Origin of the sequence: Comamonas brasiliensis (assembly GCF_018292285.1) — a bacterium.
Taxonomy (GTDB): Bacteria; Pseudomonadota; Gammaproteobacteria; order Burkholderiales; family Burkholderiaceae_C; genus Comamonas; species Comamonas brasiliensis.
Window position 1 is genome coordinate 162,644 of the sequence record NZ_JAANES010000007.1, and the last position, 18,119, is coordinate 180,762.

At 59.7% G+C, this 18,119-nt stretch carries 19 protein-coding genes and 1 tRNA gene; 10 read left to right on the forward strand and 10 right to left on the reverse strand.

All coding sequences use genetic code 11. From position 1 onward, the window contains the following. Positions 1-33: 33 nt before the first annotated feature. The gene (locus tag DJFAAGMI_RS23285; protein WP_211459532.1) at positions 34-1,227 is read right to left on the reverse strand and encodes an acyl-CoA dehydrogenase; all 1,194 of its coding nucleotides are present in this window, start codon (positions 1,225-1,227) and stop codon (positions 34-36) included. A gap of 197 nt (positions 1,228-1,424) precedes the next feature. Here DJFAAGMI_RS23285 and DJFAAGMI_RS23290 point away from each other — a divergent pair, with 197 nt between their 5' ends. After that, positions 1,425-2,390 (forward strand): LysR family transcriptional regulator, encoded by a 966-nt coding sequence (locus tag DJFAAGMI_RS23290; protein ID WP_043008342.1) that lies wholly within the window; start codon positions 1,425-1,427, stop codon positions 2,388-2,390. Positions 2,391-2,516: 126 nt separating this feature from the next. After that, the gene (gene tenA, locus DJFAAGMI_RS23295) at positions 2,517-3,188 is read left to right on the forward strand and encodes a thiaminase II (protein WP_211459534.1); all 672 of its coding nucleotides are present in this window, start codon (positions 2,517-2,519) and stop codon (positions 3,186-3,188) included. 365 nt (positions 3,189-3,553) lie between these two features. Here tenA and DJFAAGMI_RS23300 read toward each other — a convergent pair whose 3' ends face one another. After that, the gene (locus DJFAAGMI_RS23300; protein WP_211459536.1) at positions 3,554-4,507 is read right to left on the reverse strand and encodes a LysR family transcriptional regulator; all 954 of its coding nucleotides are present in this window, start codon (positions 4,505-4,507) and stop codon (positions 3,554-3,556) included. Between the two features lie 174 nt (positions 4,508-4,681). Between DJFAAGMI_RS23300 and DJFAAGMI_RS23305 the strand changes: the two genes are divergently transcribed. Then, positions 4,682-5,524 carry a DMT family transporter gene (locus DJFAAGMI_RS23305; protein ID WP_419095627.1) on the forward strand — a complete coding sequence of 281 codons (843 nt, stop codon included), beginning with the start codon at positions 4,682-4,684 and terminating at the stop codon, positions 5,522-5,524. A gap of 49 nt (positions 5,525-5,573) precedes the next feature. Here DJFAAGMI_RS23305 and DJFAAGMI_RS23310 read toward each other — a convergent pair whose 3' ends face one another. Together DJFAAGMI_RS23310 and DJFAAGMI_RS23315 are read right to left on the reverse strand one after the other, a co-directional pair. Continuing rightward, the gene (locus DJFAAGMI_RS23310; protein WP_211459540.1) at positions 5,574-6,314 is read right to left on the reverse strand and encodes an LrgB family protein; all 741 of its coding nucleotides are present in this window, start codon (positions 6,312-6,314) and stop codon (positions 5,574-5,576) included. Beyond that, positions 6,311-6,700 (reverse strand): CidA/LrgA family protein, encoded by a 390-nt coding sequence (locus DJFAAGMI_RS23315; protein ID WP_211459542.1) that lies wholly within the window; start codon positions 6,698-6,700, stop codon positions 6,311-6,313. The genes DJFAAGMI_RS23310 and DJFAAGMI_RS23315 overlap by 4 nt, the downstream gene beginning before the upstream one ends. Before the next feature lie 199 nt (positions 6,701-6,899). Between DJFAAGMI_RS23315 and DJFAAGMI_RS23320 the strand changes: the two genes are divergently transcribed. After that, positions 6,900-7,118 carry a hypothetical protein gene (locus DJFAAGMI_RS23320; protein WP_211459544.1) on the forward strand — a complete coding sequence of 73 codons (219 nt, stop codon included), beginning with the start codon at positions 6,900-6,902 and terminating at the stop codon, positions 7,116-7,118. Between the two features lie 876 nt (positions 7,119-7,994). Here the strand turns inward: DJFAAGMI_RS23320 and DJFAAGMI_RS23325 are convergent. The 3 genes from DJFAAGMI_RS23325 to DJFAAGMI_RS23335 form a co-directional block, all read right to left on the reverse strand. Next, complete coding sequence (locus DJFAAGMI_RS23325) at positions 7,995-8,327, reverse strand: hypothetical protein (protein WP_211459546.1); 333 nt, start codon at positions 8,325-8,327, stop codon at positions 7,995-7,997. 30 nt (positions 8,328-8,357) lie between these two features. Then, positions 8,358-8,921, reverse strand: coding sequence for a hypothetical protein (locus tag DJFAAGMI_RS23330; protein ID WP_249334751.1), 564 nt, complete (start codon positions 8,919-8,921; stop codon positions 8,358-8,360). Between the two features lie 253 nt (positions 8,922-9,174). Continuing rightward, positions 9,175-9,798: a hypothetical protein gene (locus DJFAAGMI_RS23335; RefSeq protein ID WP_349305269.1), complete on the reverse strand. Its 624-nt coding sequence runs from the start codon at positions 9,796-9,798 to the stop codon at positions 9,175-9,177. On the opposite strand from DJFAAGMI_RS23335, the gene DJFAAGMI_RS25225 reads away from it, so the two are divergent. The 3 genes from DJFAAGMI_RS25225 to DJFAAGMI_RS23345 all read left to right on the forward strand — a co-directional run bounded on the left by DJFAAGMI_RS25225 (position 9,716) and on the right by DJFAAGMI_RS23345 (position 11,351). Then, positions 9,716-9,895, forward strand: coding sequence for a hypothetical protein (locus DJFAAGMI_RS25225; protein ID WP_349305270.1), 180 nt, complete (start codon positions 9,716-9,718; stop codon positions 9,893-9,895). The genes DJFAAGMI_RS23335 and DJFAAGMI_RS25225 overlap by 83 nt on opposite strands. Before the next feature lie 490 nt (positions 9,896-10,385). Next, the gene (locus DJFAAGMI_RS23340; RefSeq protein WP_211459552.1) at positions 10,386-11,150 is read left to right on the forward strand and encodes a LuxR C-terminal-related transcriptional regulator; all 765 of its coding nucleotides are present in this window, start codon (positions 10,386-10,388) and stop codon (positions 11,148-11,150) included. 30 nt (positions 11,151-11,180) lie between these two features. Beyond that, entirely contained in the window at positions 11,181-11,351 is a 171-nt protein-coding gene (locus tag DJFAAGMI_RS23345) for a hypothetical protein (RefSeq protein ID WP_211459554.1), read from the forward strand. 467 nt (positions 11,352-11,818) lie between these two features. Here DJFAAGMI_RS23345 and DJFAAGMI_RS23350 read toward each other — a convergent pair. Then, positions 11,819-11,903, reverse strand: a tRNA-Leu gene (locus tag DJFAAGMI_RS23350). A 40-nt stretch (positions 11,904-11,943) separates the two neighbouring features. On the opposite strand from DJFAAGMI_RS23350, the gene cysM reads away from it, so the two are divergent. From cysM to DJFAAGMI_RS23365, 3 genes are all read left to right on the forward strand, one after another. Continuing rightward, the gene (gene cysM / locus DJFAAGMI_RS23355) at positions 11,944-12,849 is read left to right on the forward strand and encodes a cysteine synthase CysM (RefSeq protein ID WP_003052795.1); all 906 of its coding nucleotides are present in this window, start codon (positions 11,944-11,946) and stop codon (positions 12,847-12,849) included. 197 nt (positions 12,850-13,046) lie between these two features. Then, a complete protein-coding gene (locus DJFAAGMI_RS23360) occupies positions 13,047-13,670 on the forward strand; it encodes an NUDIX domain-containing protein (RefSeq protein WP_211459556.1) in 624 nt (207 codons plus the stop codon). Positions 13,671-13,738: 68 nt separating this feature from the next. Further along, positions 13,739-13,966 (forward strand): sulfurtransferase TusA family protein, encoded by a 228-nt coding sequence (locus tag DJFAAGMI_RS23365; RefSeq protein WP_003052800.1) that lies wholly within the window; start codon positions 13,739-13,741, stop codon positions 13,964-13,966. 70 nt (positions 13,967-14,036) lie between these two features. On the opposite strand, the gene galU is transcribed toward DJFAAGMI_RS23365, so the two are convergent. Both galU and DJFAAGMI_RS23375 read right to left on the reverse strand, forming a co-directional pair. After that, the gene (gene galU / locus DJFAAGMI_RS23370) at positions 14,037-14,924 is read right to left on the reverse strand and encodes a UTP--glucose-1-phosphate uridylyltransferase GalU (RefSeq protein WP_003052802.1); all 888 of its coding nucleotides are present in this window, start codon (positions 14,922-14,924) and stop codon (positions 14,037-14,039) included. A 72-nt stretch (positions 14,925-14,996) separates the two neighbouring features. Further along, complete coding sequence (locus DJFAAGMI_RS23375; protein WP_211459558.1) at positions 14,997-17,888, reverse strand: valine--tRNA ligase; 2,892 nt, start codon at positions 17,886-17,888, stop codon at positions 14,997-14,999. Between the last annotated feature and the right edge of the window lie 231 nt (positions 17,889-18,119).

Here is an 18,119-nt window from a genome sequence, read left to right on the forward strand (position 1 = left end):
GGCCGCCTAGGCGTAGCCGCTCAGGGGGAGCTATCAGTTCGCAAACGCCGCAATACCGGTCTGGGCACGGCCCAGGATCAGTGCATGCACATCGTGCGTGCCTTCGTAGGTGTTGACCACCTCCAGGTTCACCAGATGGCGGGCCACGCCGAACTCGTCGCTGATGCCGTTGCCGCCCAGCATGTCGCGTGCCATGCGGGCGATGTCCAGCGACTTGCCGCAGTTGTTGCGCTTGATCAGCGAGGTGATCTCGATCACGTTCTGGTGCTCGTCCTTCATGCGGCCCACGCGCAGCGCGGCCTGCAGGCCCAGCGTGATTTCGGTCTGCATGTCGGCCAGCTTCTTCTGGATCAGCTGGTTGGCGGCCAGGGGGCGGCCGAACTGCTTGCGGTCCAGCGTGTACTGGCGGGCGGTGTGCCAGCAGTCCTCTGCCGCACCCAGCGCGCCCCAGGCAATACCGAAGCGGGCGCTGTTCAGGCAGGTGAACGGGCCCTTGAGGCCACGCACATCGGGGAAGGCGTTTTCTTCGGGGCAGAACACATCGTCCATCACGATTTCGCCGGTGATGGAGGCGCGCAGGCCCACCTTGCCGTGGATGGCGGGGGCGGACAGACCCTTCATGCCCTTTTCCAGCACAAAGCCGCGGATCTGGCCCACGGTGCCGTCCTCGGAGACTTCCTTGGCCCAGACCACGAACACGTCGGCCACGGGGCTGTTGGTGATCCACATCTTGTTGCCCTTGAGGCGATAGCCGCCGTCAACCTTGTAGGCACGCGTGGCCATGGAGCCAGGGTCGGAGCCGTGGTCGGGCTCGGTCAGGCCGAAGCAGCCGATGAATTCGCCCGAGGCCAGCTTGGGCAGGTATTTCATCTTCTGGGCTTCGGTGCCGAACTCGTTGATGGGCACCATCACCAGGGACGATTGCACGGAGGCCATGGAGCGGTAGCCGGAGTCCACGCGCTCGATCTCGCGCGCCACCAGACCGTAGCTCACATAGTTCAGGCCTGCACCGCCGTACTGCGTGGGGATGGTGGGGCCCAGCAGGCCCAGCTCGCCCATCTCGCGGAAGATGCTGATGTCCACCGACTCATTGCGGAACATGGCTTGCACGCGGGGCTTGAGCTTGTCCTGGCAGTACTCGCGTGCGGCGTCGCGGATCATGCGCTCGTCTTCGGTCAGTTGCTGGTCGAGCTGGAAGCAGTCGTCCCACTGGTAGCCATTGGCCATGTTCGTCTCCTGAATGCAAGGTGTCGGGCTGCAGGCGCTTTCTCGCCTGAGTGCTTGCACACATCTTAGGTGGCCGAAATAGAGGCTGGCAAACGATGAATAATCATCTATGGATGAGAAAAATGCATGTATAAGTTGAATAGGTCAGGTTTTGACTTTGATCTGCTTTTTATGAATGCGCCCAAGGAATACGTAATATGCGCAGAGTGCTTCCCTCCACCCAGGCCCTGGCCTGCTTCGAATCGGCTGCCCGCCATATCAGCTACACCAAGGCCGCACAGGAGCTGTCGCTGACGCAAAGCGCGGTCTCGCGCCAGATCATTGCGCTGGAGGAGTTTCTGGGGCTGGCCCTGTTCAGGCGCACGCGCCATGGCGTGCTGCTCACCGATGCGGGCCGGCATTACGCCACCCAGGTCGGGCGCTGGCTGCAGGGGCTGGAGCGTGACACCCTGGATCTGATGAGCCACCAGGGCGAGGGCGGCCCCATCAATCTGGCGGCCGTGCCTACTTTTGCCACCCGCTGGCTGCTGCCACGCCTGCCGCAGCTGGCCCAGCAGCACCCCGATATCACCGTTCACATTGATGTGCAGACCCGGCCTTTTCTGTTTGCCGACACCGTGTTCGATGCGGCTCTTTATGCGGGCACGCCCGGGCAGGTGGAACGTTGGCCCGGCGTGCAGGCGCAGTGGCTGATGGACGAGGAAGTCGTGCCCGTGTGCAGCCCGCAGTTGCTGGCCACGGCCCAGCAGCGCGATCCGGGCCGTGCCTGGCTGCCGGTGGGCCCCGAGGTGATCGCGCGCCTGCCGCTGCTGCAGCAAAGCACGCGTCCACAGGGCTGGCGCCAGTGGTTCGACGCGATGCATGTCGATGCGCCGCGGGCACTCGACGGCATGCGGCTTGAACTCTTCTCCATGCTGGCCGTGGCCGCCAGCCAGGGGCTGGGCGTGGCGCTGATCCCGCCCATGCTGATCGAGCAGGAGATTGCACGTGGCGATCTCATCGTCGCCTGCCCGCAGCCGCTGCGTGGCAACCGCGCCTACTATCTGGTCACTCCCGAGCTGGCGGCCGAAGCGCAAGCCTCGCCGGCGCTGCGGGTGTTCAGTCAGTGGCTGCAGCACAAGGCGCAGGAAGCCGCTGGCCGCAAGCCAGAGCGCCAGCCTTGAAATACAGCTTTGACCGGATATCTGCCGGGCTTTGGGCTGCAAAAGCATGTATCTCAGCAAGAATGGTTGCTTGCCCAGTCAGCAAAGCGCTGGCTGCTATGAATTCTTGCAGTGGAGAGTCGAATCATGTCTTTCAGCCAAAGCCTGTGGAATGCCAATCAGGCGCTGTTTCAAAGCACCCTGGAGCTGCCCTTCAACCAGGAACTGGTGGCCGGCACATTGAGCCGGGAGCGTTTTTGCCACTACATGATTCAGGATGCGCATTACCTCGTCGCCTATGGCCGCGCGCTGGCCGTGGCGGCGGCCAAATCCGATAACGCCGAAGGCGTGGTGCAGTTTGCCAATGCCGCCAATGAGGCTGTGGTGGTGGAGCGCGCCCTGCATGGCGGCTTCATGCGCGACTTCGGCATCACGCCCGAGCAGTTTGCGGCCACGCCGCTGACGCCGGCCTGCCATCACTACACCAGCTATCTGCTGGCCACGGCTTGGAGCGCCACTTACCCGGTGGCCGTGGCCGCGTTGCTGCCCTGCTTCTGGATCTATGCCGAGGTGGGGCGCGACATTCATGCGCGCTCGGCCAAAGACAATCCATATCAGGCCTGGGTGGATACCTATGCCAGCGAGGAGTTTCATGCGGCAGTGCGCGGCGTCTGCGCCACGGTGGATCGCCTGGCCGAGGAGGCCACCGAGACCACGCGCGCGGCCATGCATGCGGCTTACAAGGATGCGGCCCGGCTGGAATGGCTGTTCTGGGACAGTGCCTATCGCCTCGCCGATTGGCAAGGGCCGCTGCGCTGAGAGCCAGGTGATGCCGATGGTGTGTTGATTAAAAAATAATCAGTACTCGAATTATTCAATGCCGACAGGGACTTGGGTCGCTTATTCAAGGCGTTGCCGGGGGTTGTCCACAAGCTTGTAGCGATTTGTTGGGGAGAACTGCTCTGCAGCCCAATTCAGACTTGCCTGAGCTGCTATGAAATGCAGAGTTTGAGGGTTCCGGGTCTTGCAGGGTGTGGTTTGCCTAAAAAATGGGCGGGTTCCTGAAAATCATTTGAAAACAATGGCTTGATCTGCTTATCCCGCTCACTGTCGAGTCTTGTCCACAAGCTTGTAGTGCCCGGGTGGGGAGAACTCGCTCCTGTGTGGACGGCAGCGCCGGATCTTCAGAAGCGCTGGCGCCGGCCTGCCTCGACCAGGTGGTCGATCAGCGCCCGCACCTTGAGCGGCAGGTGACGCGAAGGCATGTACAGCGCGTAGGCGGTGCGCGGTGCGTAGTTGCCCGTCAACTGCCAGTCGGGCAGAACCTGTACCAGCGCGCCACTGCTCAGCACGGCCTGGGCGGCAAAGTCTGCCACCAGGCCTATGCCCTGGTGCTGCAGTGCCAGATTGATGATGCCCGTGCTGCTGTCCATGGACAAAGGTGCGTGAACGGCGACTTCGGTCACGGCAGGCACCGGGCTGCGATCCTGGCCGTGCAGCCATTGCAGTCGGCTCTGAAAGTCGCCATAGCCCAGCGTGATGCATGCCACGCCATGCTGGCGGCCCAGCTCCAGCGGATGGCCGGGCGGCTTGGGCAGGCCCTGGAGGTAGGCGGGCGAGGCCACGGCGATATAGCGCACCTGGCGCAACTCGCGCGCCACCATATGGGGTGGCAGCTGTTCCGGGCGGGTCAGGCGAATGGCCAGATCCAGACCTTGCTGGGCCAGATCCTGCATCTGGTCGCTGAGACTGACGGCGATCTCCAGCTCCGGCCATTGGCGGCGCAGCGCAGGCAGCTGGGCACTGAGCCAGATTTCACCAAAAATGGTCGGTGCCGTCAGCCGCACCGTGCCGCGCGGCACGCCGCTGTAATGGCCGGCAATGGCGTGGATATCGCTGGCCGTCTGCGCCAGCTGGCTGCAGGCGGCATAGACCTCGGCACCCAGCTCGGTCAGGGACAGGGAGCGGGTCGTGCGGTGCAGCAACTGCACGCCCCAATGGGCTTCCAGCCGCCCCACGCTGCGGCTGACCGCCGAGGTGGTCAGATTAAGTTGGCGCGCAGCGGCGGCAAAGCTGCGCAGCTCCACCACCTTGGCGAAAACCAGCATTTCAGGGAGCAGACCGGGTTCTGTGCTCATGGGTCGACTTGATTGTTGATTGGCAGGTAATAGTAAGTGGAATGGGGATGTATTGATGCATGAATGTGATTGATGGACGATGCCGTCATGACTTCCCAGATCTCCTCCTCTTTGCAAGCGCCGGCTTCCAGGCCGGCTTTGGCCGCCGCGCCGCCGTCTGGTGGCACTTGGCGCATGATGCTGGCCATGGCGCTGTCCGGCACCATCGGTCTGCTGGTGGTGGAAAGTGGCCTGCCCGTGCTGTGGGTAGTGTGGCTGCGCTGTTTGCTTGGCGGTCTGGGGCTGGCGGCCTGGGTCGGGTGGTCGGGTCAGTGGTCACGGCTGAGCTGGCGCGAGTGGGGTTGGCTGCTGCTTGGCGCGGCGGCGCTCATCGTCAATTGGCTGTGCCTGTTCCGTGCCTATGAATACAGCGGCATTGCCATCGCAACAGTGGTCTATCACGTGCAGCCCTTTTTGTTGTTGCTGCTGGCAGCACTGCTTCAGCGTGAGCCGGTACCGCTCAATCGCCTGCCCTGGCTGGTTTTGGCGTTGGTTGGCGTGGGTCTGAGTAGCGGCTTGCTGGGACTGGCTGGCCAGGGCGCATCGCAAGGGCAATTGCTGGGTATCGGGCTGGCGCTGCTGGCGGCCGGGCTTTATGCCTTGGCCACTTTGGCCACCCAGCGGCTCAAGCGGATCGCACCGGCGCAGATTGCCATGTTGCAGATGCTGGCGGGATCTTTGAGCTTGCTGCCCTGGGTGTGGGAACTGCGCGACCAGGCGGTCTTCGGCCTCAGGGCCTGGGGTGCGGTGCTGGTGCTGGGGCTGGTGCATACGGCCTGGATGTACACATTGATGTACACGGCATTTCAAAGACTGCAGGCGCAGGCGATCGCCGGCCTGTCCTTCATCTACCCTGTCATGGCCTTGCTGGTGGACCTGATCTGGTTTGGCGCCAGGCCGCAGCCGGTGCAGTGGCTGGGCATGGCAATGATTCTGGGTGCGCTTGCAGCCTACCGACGCAGCGAGCGAAAAACCTAGTGAAAATGGCTACCAGCGCTTATGTATAAAGCGCTGGTAGCTATTGTTTTTAAATCCAGGGGGTAATGGCCAGCACCAGTGGCATCAGCACGGCCGTGGCCACGCCGTTCAGGCCCATGGCCAGAGCGGAGAACGCGCCGGCCGTGGGGTTGAGCTGAATGGCGCGTGCCGTGCCAATGGCATGGGCCGTGAGCCCGATGGCAAAGCCTTGGACTGCCGGGTCCTTGAGACGCAGGACGCGGCACAGCAGCGGTGCCATCATGGTGCCGCTGATGCCGGTAATGGCCACGGCCACGGCGGCCAGCGAGGGTGTTCCGCCAAAACGCTCGGTCATGGGCAGGGCGATGGGAATGGTGGCCGACTTGGGGGCCACGGCGATCAGCGTGGCTTGAGAGCCGCCGAAAGCCCAGGCAATGCCCAGGGCTGAAAGCAGCGCGACCAGGCAGCCCACCAGCAGTGCCACGCTGATGGGCAGCCACAGTTGGCTGATGCGTTCGCGCTGGGCGTACAGCGGGATGGCCAGTGCCACGGTGGCCGGCCCTATCATCAGGCCCAGCAGGGAGACGCCGCTGCGGTAGGTCGCATAAGGTGTGCCCGTGATCATCAGAATGGCGACGATGACGACCACGCCCGTGAACACCGGTATCAGCATGGGGCGGTTGCCGCTTTTTTTGTAGATGGCCATGGCCGCCATATAGACCAGCATGGTCAGCACCAGCCAGGGCAGGGGCGAGCCTTCGGCCAGGCTCAGCCAGGCGGTGTGCAGACGTTCAAGCAGTGAGGTGCTCATACGCTGGCCTCCTGCTTTGCGGCGGACTCGTCATCCTGCTTGCGAGTGCGCTGGCGCTGCAGGCAGAAGCGGAAGGTGAGGGCAGTCGCGGTGAATGTGATGGCAGCTCCGGCGATGCAGGCCAGAACAAACGGCAGCCATTCGCGGCGCAGATGGTCGAATTCCAGCATCACGCCCGCAATGACGGGGATGAAAAGCAGCATCATGTTCTGCAACAACACCTGAGCCGTGTCTTCCAGTGTCTTGGGTAGGCGTTTGTAAAACAGCAGGCCCAGCAGCAAAAGCAGGGTGCCGATCAGCGCGCCGGGCAGAGGCAAGCCCGTGACGCGGGCCAGGAACTCCCCCAGTAGCTGAAAGGCAAAAAGTACGGCAAGCGCATACAGCATAAAGGTGGTTCGCTCCTGAATAATGAGTTGGCAGCCTGTTGCCAGGCTGCCAACTCTGTAAGGGGGGGGTATGGGTTGGGTGAATAAAGGTAAAGCAGGCGGGTAACTATTGCGTGTCGCGGATGACAGGTTTATCTTGGATCTCAGGCGCTTCGGAGCCGAAGCGGCCAGTCATCGCACGAGCTTAGGAGAAGTCACCATGCAAACCGCAGTCTATCGCGCACCTGTGTATGAACCTACGGTCGATGAATTGGAAACACTCAAGAAGCTGGAGTTGGGCGAGGATGTCTCCTTGTGGTCTGCGGCAAAGGAGTATCTCTCCAGGCGCCTGCTGGAGCGGGGGCTGGTGGAGCAGGATGCAGACAAGCATTGGCATATCACCGAGTCGGGGCGTATGGTGATCCGGCGCCAGCTCTGAAAAGCTCAAGGGTTAACCCCTGGGTTGCAGTTGCCTGATTTGAAGGCAACCTACCTTTCGGGCTGCAAGCACAAGGGCTTGTGAGCCTTTGTCACCAGGATTCCACTGAATGTCCACAATCTTGTCCACATGAACTGTGGAAAAAAATCGCTGTCATGAACAGCGATTTTTTTATGATCTGAATCAAGCCAGGCTTGCGAGGATTGACAGCGACAGGTCTGGCTGACAGTCCAGCTTTGGTGGTGCTCAAATCAGATCTTTGAGAGGGAAAAGATCCTGGAGACAGGCATGCGCAGCTCGCTCGGAGCGAATCGACATCTGTAGGGAACAAGGGTGCGATCCCGACCAGACATGAGATCCGAGAGCAGGTGGATGCACCAGATTGGGCAAAGTTATGCACAGCGGCTGTGCAACTTCGAAAAAATGAGCGAATAAGACCGGCCCAGCCTTATCAAGCCGGGAAAGACAGGTGTCTGTGGCGTATTGGATGCTCCGGTTTCTCACACGGAGAAAGGAGGCTGCGCTAGCGAAGCTAGCTCTGGGCCGGATATGCCCGGAATCAGGGACATGCCTTGAAAGCATGAGATTCCTGGACCCTGGCGCTTGTCCATGGGGAGGCGGATTGTAGCCCATATTGGGGCGCTGGAATTGCTTTAGGCTCTCTTCTGGCAAAAAACACCTGGCGCCGAATGAGATCGGGCGTGCTGTCTCGCCTGGCTTGCATTGCCTGAGGGTATGCGGGTTGCTGCTGTCAGTACCCGATGAGAGCGTATTTGTGCGATGCAAAAACAACCAGGGAGGGTGAGCCCGCCCTGGTTGCTTGACTGTCGGTCAGCACAATGGAAATGCTGTTGCGCTGTAATGGCTTTGAGCGGCCTACTCGCTTGTAGGCACGAAAAACAGGTACTCACCTGGCCCCATCTGCGGGGTGATCACATAGCCCTCGCACTGCCTGTCCTTGCACTTCACAGGGATGGCGCGAGGCCAGATCGTTGCTGCCGTCGGGTAACCGGGCAGGTACTGGGGCACATGCCAGACGCCATAGTCACCCACTGGCTCGGCTTGCTGCGATCCCGTCGCACCTTGCTCGCCACTTCCGAAGATCTGGCGCTGAATGCTCAACGGTTCATTGACCGCCCTGGAATCGGGTGCTGCCAGAGAGGAAGCGCCACATAGTGCCATCGCTAAAAGAGCTAGAGTCTTGCCCATAGCGGCCTCCTAGATTAGGAATCACGCCTACTAATTGTCATACAGCTGCGCTGTACGTGGATCATCCATCACGGAGGTGACAACCGAGGGGCGAGTGACTTCAGGTGCCAGGCTGGACTGAGCCTCTGCAGGCGGCGCAGCAGGATTCGGGCTGCCTTGTGCCGACGCATCCGGTCCGTAGTTGTTTCGGCGCTCGTCTGCAGTCATGGACTGCGGGCATTTCGAGCCCGTGATCTCCAGGGCCACGCGCGCTGCCGGGTCCATGCAGTCCATCGCCAGCGAGGCGGCCTTCATGCCCTTGTTCCAGAGTTCGCGGCTCATTTTCAGGCGCTTGCAATGCTCGTCCGTCCAGGTCGTGCCGAAGCTCACGCCAAAGCCGGGACCGTTGGCACTGCCGCTGCTGCTGCCCATGCAGGTGTCGTTGCTGGTCGTGAGGTTGGGGCCATTCACGCTGGGAACGTTCTTCATGGTGTAAGTGCCCGTGTACTCCACGATGTTCTTGGAAGTCCCGGACACCGTACTGTTCAGGTTCTGGGTTGTCGTTCCGTTCGTTGTAATGTTCTGATCGGAAGTCGAGGTGGACCTGCTATCCATTGTGGACACCGACCGACTCTCCGCAGGAGCCGCAACCGGATTGACAATGGTGACCGATTGATTTTGCTGGGCCCCCACGGATGAGGAGCTGGAGGAGCTTTGCGCGCTGCTGTCGGCACTTTGCGCATAACTGCACAAAGGAACGCAAAGACTTAACAGAGCTATTGAGAGTTTCATGCTAGGCTCCTACGTTGCCCGAGCCCGGCCATGCAGCCAGGCCCGGGACAAACACGACTATCTTGGGACTTCTGCTTTAGTTGGCATTGGCGGTAGAGCCTGCACCAGCAGTACCGGAAGTGCCGCCGCCGTTAGAGAAGTAACCAGCGTTGCCAAAGGCTCCAGCGTTCTGATGGACGGTACCCACCGAGGTTGCACCCGATCCGGTGTTGGTCCAGGCACCGCCAGGGCCCGAGATAGCGGCCGAAGTTGCACCATAGCCGGAGGTGGTTCCAGCATTGCTATTCACATAGGACAGTCCACCGCCAGGGCCAGCGCCAGTAGCGACCTGGTTGGCTGTGTGCGAAGTGGCCACGCCAGCTGCGCCGCCGCTGACGGGGCCGGCGCTATAGCCAGCGAGAGCTGCAGAACCTGCGTTGGCATTGGTCGCAGCACCGCCACCGGCAACAGCGTTGCCCGAAGTGGCAGACAGGCTCTTCACATTACCGTAGGTCGTTGCGCCACCACTGACCGCGGCGCCGCCTGCACCGTAAGGGCCGACAGCAATACCGCCCCCAGCTGCATTGGCGTTGGAAGTTGCACCGGAGGTGGCGCTATTCATGCTCAGCGCGGCACCGTTGCCCGAACTGGCCGCGCCCGAGACCGTTGCCGAAGATGCACTTGACGTCGTGTTTGTGGCAGCGATGCTTGAGCCGCTCACTGCAGCAGATGCAACACCAGCCAACGCAATAACCGCCATGGCAATCAGAGACTTTTTCATGATCGTTCCTTTGAATAGCGAGTTCTCAGACAACTGAGAGTGTGTGAGCGAAAGACCAGTGCTCGGTATTAAGCAAAGGCCAGTGTTAACCGCCATCATGTTTTGGAGTTTTAAGTTACTTCCCAAAACACGCTTTCGGTTGGAAGCAGTTTCAGAAAACGATGTGTAAACGGTAATACCCTTTTTGAAGGTATTTTTCAGGGAAGATTTTCATTTGAAATAAATGAATATTTCCACGTGACGATTGCAATCATTGCTATTAAAAATATAGTATTTGGCGAAAAATTCTTACAGTGTTAGAAAAAGTAATCTTTATTTCATTTTTATATTATTTCTTGTGTTTCAAAACCAAAGGGTTTCTATCTAATTTTTATCGGCAGCTGAAAATTAATACCTATTTATCAAGTGAAAAATTGTAAGAAAATAAACTTAATTTTTCTTTATGAGTTTTCAATGGATTTTTTCGAGATGAGATTTTATTTTTCTGGGGAATTTTTAACTTTCCTTTACACCAGATGGGGTGTCACATGTACCTCTCCGACTCATCCAAGGGGCCACGCTTTGATGCAGGCGGCGCCGAAGTCACGTCCTCAGTTCTGGGACATATGTGGCCATCTGACATGAAGGGCCAGAAGAGCCAGCCAGTGCGAGTTTTTCTGGTTGACGAAGACAGTCATATCAGGAATGTGATCTCGCAGGAGCTCATGCGAGACCCTCGGACCATCCTGGTAGGGCAAGCTTCCAGCTACCGGGAGGCGCGCAAGAGCATCTTTGTGCAGGAGTTCGATGTGCTCCTCATTGATCTCTCTCTCAGCGAAGGGCAGGGGGCTGATTTACTGGATTGGGTCCAATTGAGAATGCCCGGTGTGTTGAGTATTGCAATATCTTCCAGTGAAAAAGACGATGTTGCCATGGATGCTTTTAAAAAAGGTGTTGTGGGATATCTGCTGAAAAACTCATGGTTTGGAAGTTATTCGCAAGCCGTTCTGGAAGTGGCCAATGGTGGGGCCTCTATATCTCCAATAGTTGCGAAGAAAATTCTTCCCAAGATATTTCAAACCTCCATTCCTGAAGAAAATCCTCTTGAATATAAGAACTACGAGCCATTGACCGAAAGAGAAAAAGAGGTTTTGCGATTGATCGCTCAAGGAAAAAGAACACACGAGATTGGCTCCTACTTGAAAATAAGCACATTGACGGTATCAACGCATGTGAAAAACATTTACCGAAAAATGCAAGTCAGAACCAGGGCGCAGGCTGTCAGATATGCGGTATTGAAAGGTATCATTTAAATATTGTTGACCGCAGAGTCTTTAAAATCCATGAAAGCGAATTTTCTTACAGGAACAATTAGAAGAGAAATCGATTCTGAAATATTAGGCTTGATATTTTTTGATAGTGCAATGCCGGGCCGCCAACTGTCAGTCGCTTTGCCAGGTTTTCAATCTTTTCGCCCGGTGCAGGCCACGCAATCGATGTCCGCATTGCCGTGATCCAGCAGTTCTCCCGCTTCATCAGTTTCCTTGGTCCGGCTGGCTGCGAAGCCGCATCTATCGCGCAGAGACTGCGCGCGAGTCTGTTTTCCTGGCTCTTCGCTACCGGTGGCTTCGGCGTTACTTCATCTTCTGAACTGGCAGAAATCGTGCGCAGGCTCGCGGATCGGATGTCGTGCAGCAGCTCGGTGCAGAGCCCGTCCCACAACCCGAGCAAGACGGGCGCCGCGTGATTTCAATCGAGATGCCAGGCATTGAACAAGCCCGGACGCACACGGCCTTGCGCTTGTTAACTTGCTGGCGGAGCTAGCGCGAGGCTTAGCTAATTGACCTCAAATTGCGTCATGAGCTTGCAGTCATTTTCACGAACGGCCCATTAATCAACCATGATTGTCGCAGGGAAACACGAGTCAAACCGGTAAAAAGAAAAGCCGTCAAGTCTTTGAAACTTAACGGCTTTCAGTATGTGGTGCCCGGGGCCGGAATCGAACCGGCACGCCTTGCGGCGGGGGATTTTGAGTCCCCTGCGTCTACCAATTTCACCACCCGGGCTTCGCTTAGCGCAGACGCGAATTATGGCACAGTATTGGACATGAAAACTTATTCGACCATCGAACATGCTATCGGTCACACGCCGCTGGTGGCATTGCAACGCATCGGCGCGGATGCCAACCGCGAACGTGCAAACGTAGTGCTGGGCAAGCTCGAAGGCAACAACCCGGCCGGCTCCGTCAAGGACCGGCCTGCGCTGTCCATGATCCAGCGTGCTGAAGAGCGCGGTGAAATCAAGCCGGGCGATGCACTGATCGAGGCAACGTCGGGCAATACGGGCATTGCCTTGGCCATGGCTGCTGCCATCAAGGGCTATCGCATGATTCTGATCATGCCCGAGGATCTGTCCATCGAACGCGCCCAGACCATGAAGGCCTACGGTGCCGAACTGATTCTGACGCCCAAGAGCGGCGGCATGGAATATGCGCGCGATCTGGCTGACCAGATGGTGGCGCAGGGCAAGGGCGTGTTGCTGGACCAGTTTGCCAACCCCGACAACCCGCGGGCCCACTACGAAACCACAGGCCCGGAGCTTTGGGAGCAAACCGGTGGCGAGATCACCCACTTTGTGAGCGCCATGGGCACCACCGGAACCATTACCGGCGTGGCCAAGTTCCTCAAGGAAAAGAACCCGAACATCAAGATCATCGGCGCTCAGCCTTCCGAGGGCTCGCGCATTCCTGGAATCCGCAAATGGCCCGAGGAATATCTGCCCAAGATCTATGACGCTTCGCTGGTCGACGAGCTGGTCTATGTGTCTCAGGACGATGCCGAGGACATGGCCCGCCGCATGGCGCGCGAAGAGGGCATCTTCGCAGGCATCTCGGCCGCCGGTGCATTATGGGTGGCCCAGGAGATTGCCAAGCGCGAGCAGAACGCCACCATCGTGTTTGTGGTTTGCGACCGCGGTGATCGTTACCTCTCTACGGGCGTGTTCCCGGCATGAGCCATGTCTTTTGCGTGATAGCGCAAAAGTGAATCAAAGCTCCAAATGACAGGCAGCGCTTATCCATCAAGCGCTGACTGCTATCAATATCAAGAATAGGACTGACGCAAACAAGATTGCAACAGCGGCCTGCCTTATGAGACAGACGCCTCGCCTGAACCCGTTTTGCGTAAGTCCTGAAGAATACGGAGAGCCTCATGGCTTATGAAGTCCGCTTTTGTTCCAACTGCGCGACCGAGCTGCAATGGATTGTGGCCAGCGAGGACAGCGGCGAGGTACAGCGTCTGCGTTGCCCGAATTGCGGGTTCACGCATTGGGGCAATCCCACGCCGGTGCTCGCGGCCGTAGTGGAAGGTGACGATGGGCGTGTGCTGCTGGCGCGAAATGCGCTGTGGCAGGAGGGCGTTTTCGGCCTGATCACAGGCTTTATGGAGGCCGGTGAATCGCCCGAAGCCGGAATCTGTCGCGAGGTGCTCGAAGAAACAGGGCTGCGCGTGAAAGCGCTGCGTCTGCTGTGCTGCTCGGAGTTTCTGCGCATGAATCAGGTGCTGATTGCCTACCATGTACGCGTGGAAGGCAGGCCCGAAGACGTGAGGCTTTCTCCGGAGCTGCTGGAGTATCGTTGGCAGACGGCCGAGGAGTCGCTGTGCTGGCCTGCGGGCACGGGCTACGCGCTGGCCGAGTGGATCAAGCAAAAAGGCTTTGAGCCGCGCTTTGGTGCTTTCCGTCCCGGTCAGAATCCCGAGCCTGATCCCGCCAAATGGCCTGTGCGACGCTGGGCTGAGGACCCGCGCTTTACGGTGGCCCCGGCTCTGGTTTGAGCAAAGACCGCGCTGGCACTCGCAGCGCCCGGTTTTTCTACAATCGGTGCAGACGAGGAATCCACCCCATGCACGTAGACCAAGAAGTTGACACCCGCGGCCTGAACTGTCCGCTGCCCATTCTCAAGGCCAAGAAAGCACTGGCTGCCATGCAAAGCGGTCAGTTGCTCAAGGTCGTGGCCACGGATACCGGCTCCATCCGGGACTTCCAGGCCTTTGCCAAGCAGACCGGCAATGAACTGGTGGAGCAGCAGACGGTCGGTGATGAATTCATCCATATCCTGCGCCGACGTTGAAGACCGGTGCTTGAAGTGACAAAGGCCTGCATTTGCAGGCCTTTGTCATCAGGGGCTTGGGGGGCCGGGCTTAGAGGCTCAAGTTCTTGAGGTACTCGCGAAAGCTGTCGCCCACATCGGGGTGCTGCAGCGCCAGTTCCACCGTCGCCTGCAGAAAGCCTTCCTTGCTGCCGCAGTCATAGCGTTTGCCTGCGTACTGGAAGGCGTAGACGGCCTCGTGCTGCATCAGGCGCTCAATGGCATCGGTCAGCTGTATCTCTCCACCTACGCCCTGGGGCTGGTTGCGGATCTGGTCGAAGATGGCCGGGGTCAGTACATAGCGGCCGGCCACGCCCATGCGCGACGGGGCTTTTTCCGGAGCGGGCTTTTCCACGATCTCGTCGATACGCATCAGCGGTCCGCCCGCAGGCTCGCCCTTGACGATGCCGTAGCGCTTGGTGTGCTCCAGCGGCACTTCCTGCACGGCCAGCAGCGAGCGGCCCTGCTTCTGGAAGGCGGCCGTCATCTGTGCCATCACGCCGGGGCCGCCATTCTCTCCGGTCATCAGGTCGTCGGCCAGAATCACGGCAAAGGGCTCGTTCCCCACCAGAGGCTCTGCGCACAGCACGGCATGACCCAGGCCCAGGGAGCGGGGCTGGCGCACGAACAGGCAGTTCATATCGGCCGGGCTGACGCTGCGCACCAGATCCAGCATGGCCTGTTTGCCGGCATTCTCGAGTTCATTCTCGAGTTCGTAGGAGGTGTCGAAATGGTCTTCGATGGCCCGCTTGCTGCGACCGGTGACAAAGACCATGTCGCGGATGCCGGCCTCGTAAGCCTCTTCCACAGCGTACTGGATCAGTGGCTTGTCCACGACAGGCAGCATCTCTTTGGGCGAAGCTTTGGTGGCGGGCAGAAAACGGGTGCCCAGACCTGCAACGGGGAACACGGCTTTGCGGACGCGGGTTTGATTGCTCATGTGCTTGTCTTTTCTGGATGGAAAAAAGGCGCAGTTGCCTGCGCCTTGTTTTATCAGGCAGTTTAGCGGTGTTTAACCGAGGCGAGCCAGTTGCTCGTTGATGCGTGTCAGCGTCGCGCCAAAGTCGGCCAGACGCTTGCGCTCCTGCTCCAGCACGGCGGCGGGCGCCTTGGCGCAGAAGGCTTCGTTGCTCAGCTTGCCATTGGCTTTCACGATTTCACCTTCCAGACGCTTGGCTTCCTTGCTCAGGCGGGCCTTTTCGGCTTCCACGTCGATCTCCACGAACAGCGCCAGACGGATATCGCCCATCACGTTCACGGGCGAGGCTTGAGCCGCGGCGGCCCAGGCAGCTTCGTCATCAAACACCTTGACTTCGCTGAGCTTGGCCAGGTTCTTGAGCACGTCGGCATTGGCGCGCAGGAAGGCCGAATCATCGGCATTGCCGGCCACGGCCAGCAGTGGTAGGCGCTGGGCGGGCGATACACCCATCTCGCCGCGCAGGGCACGGCAAGCGTCCACCATCTGCTTGATGCGGGCCACGTAGGCAATCGATGCTTCGTCGATCTTCTCGGGCTGAGCTTCGGGGTAGCGTGCCACAGCGATGGAGTCGCCCTTGAGGCCGGCCACGGGCGCAACCTGCTGCCACAGTTCTTCCGTCACAAACGGAATGATGGGGTGGGCCAGACGCAGAATCGCTTCCAGCGTACGGATCAGCGTGCGGCGGGTGGCGCGCTGCTGGGCTTCGTTGCCGATCTGGATCTGCACCTTGGCGATTTCCAGGTACCAGTCGCAGAACTCGTTCCAGACGAAGTCGTAAATCGTGTTGGCGACATTGTCCAGGCGGAATTCGGCAAAGCCCTTGGCCACTTCGGCCTCGACCTTCTGCAGCTGTGAGGCGATCCAGCGGTCGGGCTGGCTGAATTGCATATAGCCGGCGAACTCGCCGCCGGGCTGGCATTGTTCCTTGGTGTGAGGAGCCAGGCCGCAGTCATGGCCTTCGCAGTTCATCAGCACAAAGCGCGAAGCATTCCAGAGCTTGTTGCAGAAGTTACGGTAGCCCTCGCAGCGCTTGCTGTCGAAGTTGATGCTGCGGCCCAGCGAGGCCAGGGCCGCAAAGGTGAAACGCAGTGCATCGGCGCCGTAGGCGGGAATGCCTTCCGGGAATTCCTTTTGCGTGTTCTTGCGCACCTGGGGCGCGGTCTCGGGCTTGCGCAAGCCGGTGGTGCGCTTTTCCAGCAGCGGCTCCAGCGAGATGCCGTCGATCAGATCGACCGGGTCCAGCACATTGCCTTCGGACTTGCTCATCTTCTTGCCCTGTGCATCGCGCACCAAGCCGTGGATGTAGACATGCTTGAACGGCACGCGACCGGTGAAGTGCGTGCTCATCATGATCATGCGAGCGACCCAGAAGAAGATGATGTCGTAACCCGTCACCAGCACCGAAGAGGGCAGGTAGAGGTTGTAGTCATCGTCGGCGGCATTGCCCTGCTCGGGCCAGCCCATGGTGCTGAACGGCACCATGGCAGAGGAGTACCAGGTGTCCAGCACGTCGGCATCGCGGGTCAGCTTCTTGCCGGGGGCCTGCGCCTGGGCTTCTGCTTCGTTCTTGGCAACATAGATATTGCCTTCTTCGTCATACCAGGCTGGAATCTGGTGGCCCCACCAGAGCTGGCGCGAGATGCACCAGTCCTGGATGTTGTTCATCCACTGGTTGTAGGTATTGACCCAGTTCTCGGGCACGAACTGGACTTCGCCGGAAGCGACGGCGTCGATGGCCTTCTGGGCGATGGACTTGCCGCTCGGATCCTGGTCGCTGACCTTGCTCATGGCGATAAACCATTGATCGGTCAGCATGGGCTCGATCACCTGGCCGGTACGGTCGCAGATCGGCACCATCAGCTTGTGCTTCTTGATCTCGACCATCAGGCCCAGCTCTTCCAGGTCGGCGACGATGGCCTTGCGGGCCACGAAACGGTCCATGCCGCGGTATTTCTCGGGGGCTTCGTCGTTGATCTTGGCGGTCAGCGTCAGCACGCAGATCATGGGCAGCTTGTGGCGCTGGCCCACCTGATAGTCGTTCTGGTCGTGGGCAGGCGTGACCTTCACCACGCCGGTGCCGAACTCTCGGTCCACGTATTCGTCGGCGATGATGGGGATCTGGCGGCCCACCAGCGGCAGGGTCACGGTCTGGCCGATCAGGTGCTTGTAACGCTCGTCTTCTGGGTGGACCATCACGGCCACGTCGCCCAGCATGGTTTCGGGGCGGGTGGTGGCGACCACCAGATTGCCCGCGCCGCTGGTCAGCGGGTAGGCAATGTGCCAGAGCGAGCCATCCTTTTCCTGGTTTTCCACTTCTAGGTCGGACACGGCCGACTGCAGCACCGGATCCCAGTTCACCAGACGCTTGCCGCGGTAGATCAGGCCTTGCTGGTACAGCTTCACGAAGGTCTCGGTCACCACCTTGGACAGCTTGTCGTCCATGGTGAAGTACTCGCGGCTCCAGTCCACGGTGTCGCCCATGCGGCGCATCTGCGTGGTGATGGTGTTGCCGGACTTTTCCTTCCACTCCCAGACCTTCTTGGTGAACTCGTCGCGGCCCAGGTCATAACGGCTCACGCCCTGGGTCTGCAGCTGGCGTTCCACCACAATCTGGGTGGCAATGCCTGCGTGGTCGGTGCCGGGAATCCAGGCCGTGTTGTAGCCCTTCATGCGGTGGTAGCGCGTCAGCGAGTCCATGATGGTCTGGTTGAACGCGTGGCCCATGTGCAGCGTGCCGGTCACATTGGGAGGCGGAAGCTGGATGGAGAACGAGGGCTGGGTTGCATCGGGCTTGCCCGTGCCGCGCACGCCGGCGTGGCCGTAGCCGCGCTTTTCCCACTCGGGGCCCCAGTGGGCCTCGATGGCGGCGGGTTCGAAGGATTTGGACAGGCTCTCCAGGCCGGGTTGTGCAGGGGTGTCGCTCATAGTTTGCTTGTCAAGGAAAACGGCATCCCTGGGGATGCGGTCGATAGTTCGAGACGGATTGACCGATTCTAGCGATCTGGTACATGTGAGCGGCGCAGGTGGGTACTGGCTTTAGCAGGGCCGCGAAGACCGGGCGGGTAAACTGCATCCATAGCCCTGGCTTGCCACCCCGTGGCCCAGATGCACGAGGATGGCCTGAGCCGTCCCGGCGCAGATAGCGACCGGCCCCGG

What these genes read in the sequence shown, in the direction of transcription:
- DJFAAGMI_RS23285 (WP_211459532.1), bottom strand. Translation starts at nt 1,227, where the DNA reads ATGGCCAATGGCTACCAGTGGGACGACTGCTTCCAGCTCGACCAGCAA.
- DJFAAGMI_RS23290 (WP_043008342.1), top strand. Translation starts at nt 1,425, where the DNA reads ATGCGCAGAGTGCTTCCCTCCACCCAGGCCCTGGCCTGCTTCGAATCG.
- tenA (WP_211459534.1), top strand. Translation starts at nt 2,517, where the DNA reads ATGTCTTTCAGCCAAAGCCTGTGGAATGCCAATCAGGCGCTGTTTCAA.
- DJFAAGMI_RS23300 (WP_211459536.1), bottom strand. Translation starts at nt 4,507, where the DNA reads ATGAGCACAGAACCCGGTCTGCTCCCTGAAATGCTGGTTTTCGCCAAG.
- DJFAAGMI_RS23305 (WP_419095627.1), top strand. Translation starts at nt 4,682, where the DNA reads ATGATGCTGGCCATGGCGCTGTCCGGCACCATCGGTCTGCTGGTGGTG.
- DJFAAGMI_RS23310 (WP_211459540.1), bottom strand. Translation starts at nt 6,314, where the DNA reads ATGAGCACCTCACTGCTTGAACGTCTGCACACCGCCTGGCTGAGCCTG.
- DJFAAGMI_RS23315 (WP_211459542.1), bottom strand. Translation starts at nt 6,700, where the DNA reads ATGCTGTATGCGCTTGCCGTACTTTTTGCCTTTCAGCTACTGGGGGAG.
- DJFAAGMI_RS23320 (WP_211459544.1), top strand. Translation starts at nt 6,900, where the DNA reads ATGCAAACCGCAGTCTATCGCGCACCTGTGTATGAACCTACGGTCGAT.
- DJFAAGMI_RS23325 (WP_211459546.1), bottom strand. Translation starts at nt 8,327, where the DNA reads ATGGGCAAGACTCTAGCTCTTTTAGCGATGGCACTATGTGGCGCTTCC.
- DJFAAGMI_RS23330 (WP_249334751.1), bottom strand. Translation starts at nt 8,921, where the DNA reads ATGGATAGCAGGTCCACCTCGACTTCCGATCAGAACATTACAACGAAC.
- DJFAAGMI_RS23340 (WP_211459552.1), top strand. Translation starts at nt 10,386, where the DNA reads ATGTACCTCTCCGACTCATCCAAGGGGCCACGCTTTGATGCAGGCGGC.
- DJFAAGMI_RS23345 (WP_211459554.1), top strand. Translation starts at nt 11,181, where the DNA reads ATGAAAGCGAATTTTCTTACAGGAACAATTAGAAGAGAAATCGATTCT.
- cysM (WP_003052795.1), top strand. Translation starts at nt 11,944, where the DNA reads ATGAAAACTTATTCGACCATCGAACATGCTATCGGTCACACGCCGCTG.
- DJFAAGMI_RS23360 (WP_211459556.1), top strand. Translation starts at nt 13,047, where the DNA reads ATGGCTTATGAAGTCCGCTTTTGTTCCAACTGCGCGACCGAGCTGCAA.
- DJFAAGMI_RS23365 (WP_003052800.1), top strand. Translation starts at nt 13,739, where the DNA reads ATGCACGTAGACCAAGAAGTTGACACCCGCGGCCTGAACTGTCCGCTG.
- galU (WP_003052802.1), bottom strand. Translation starts at nt 14,924, where the DNA reads ATGAGCAATCAAACCCGCGTCCGCAAAGCCGTGTTCCCCGTTGCAGGT.
- DJFAAGMI_RS23375 (WP_211459558.1), bottom strand. Translation starts at nt 17,888, where the DNA reads ATGAGCGACACCCCTGCACAACCCGGCCTGGAGAGCCTGTCCAAATCC.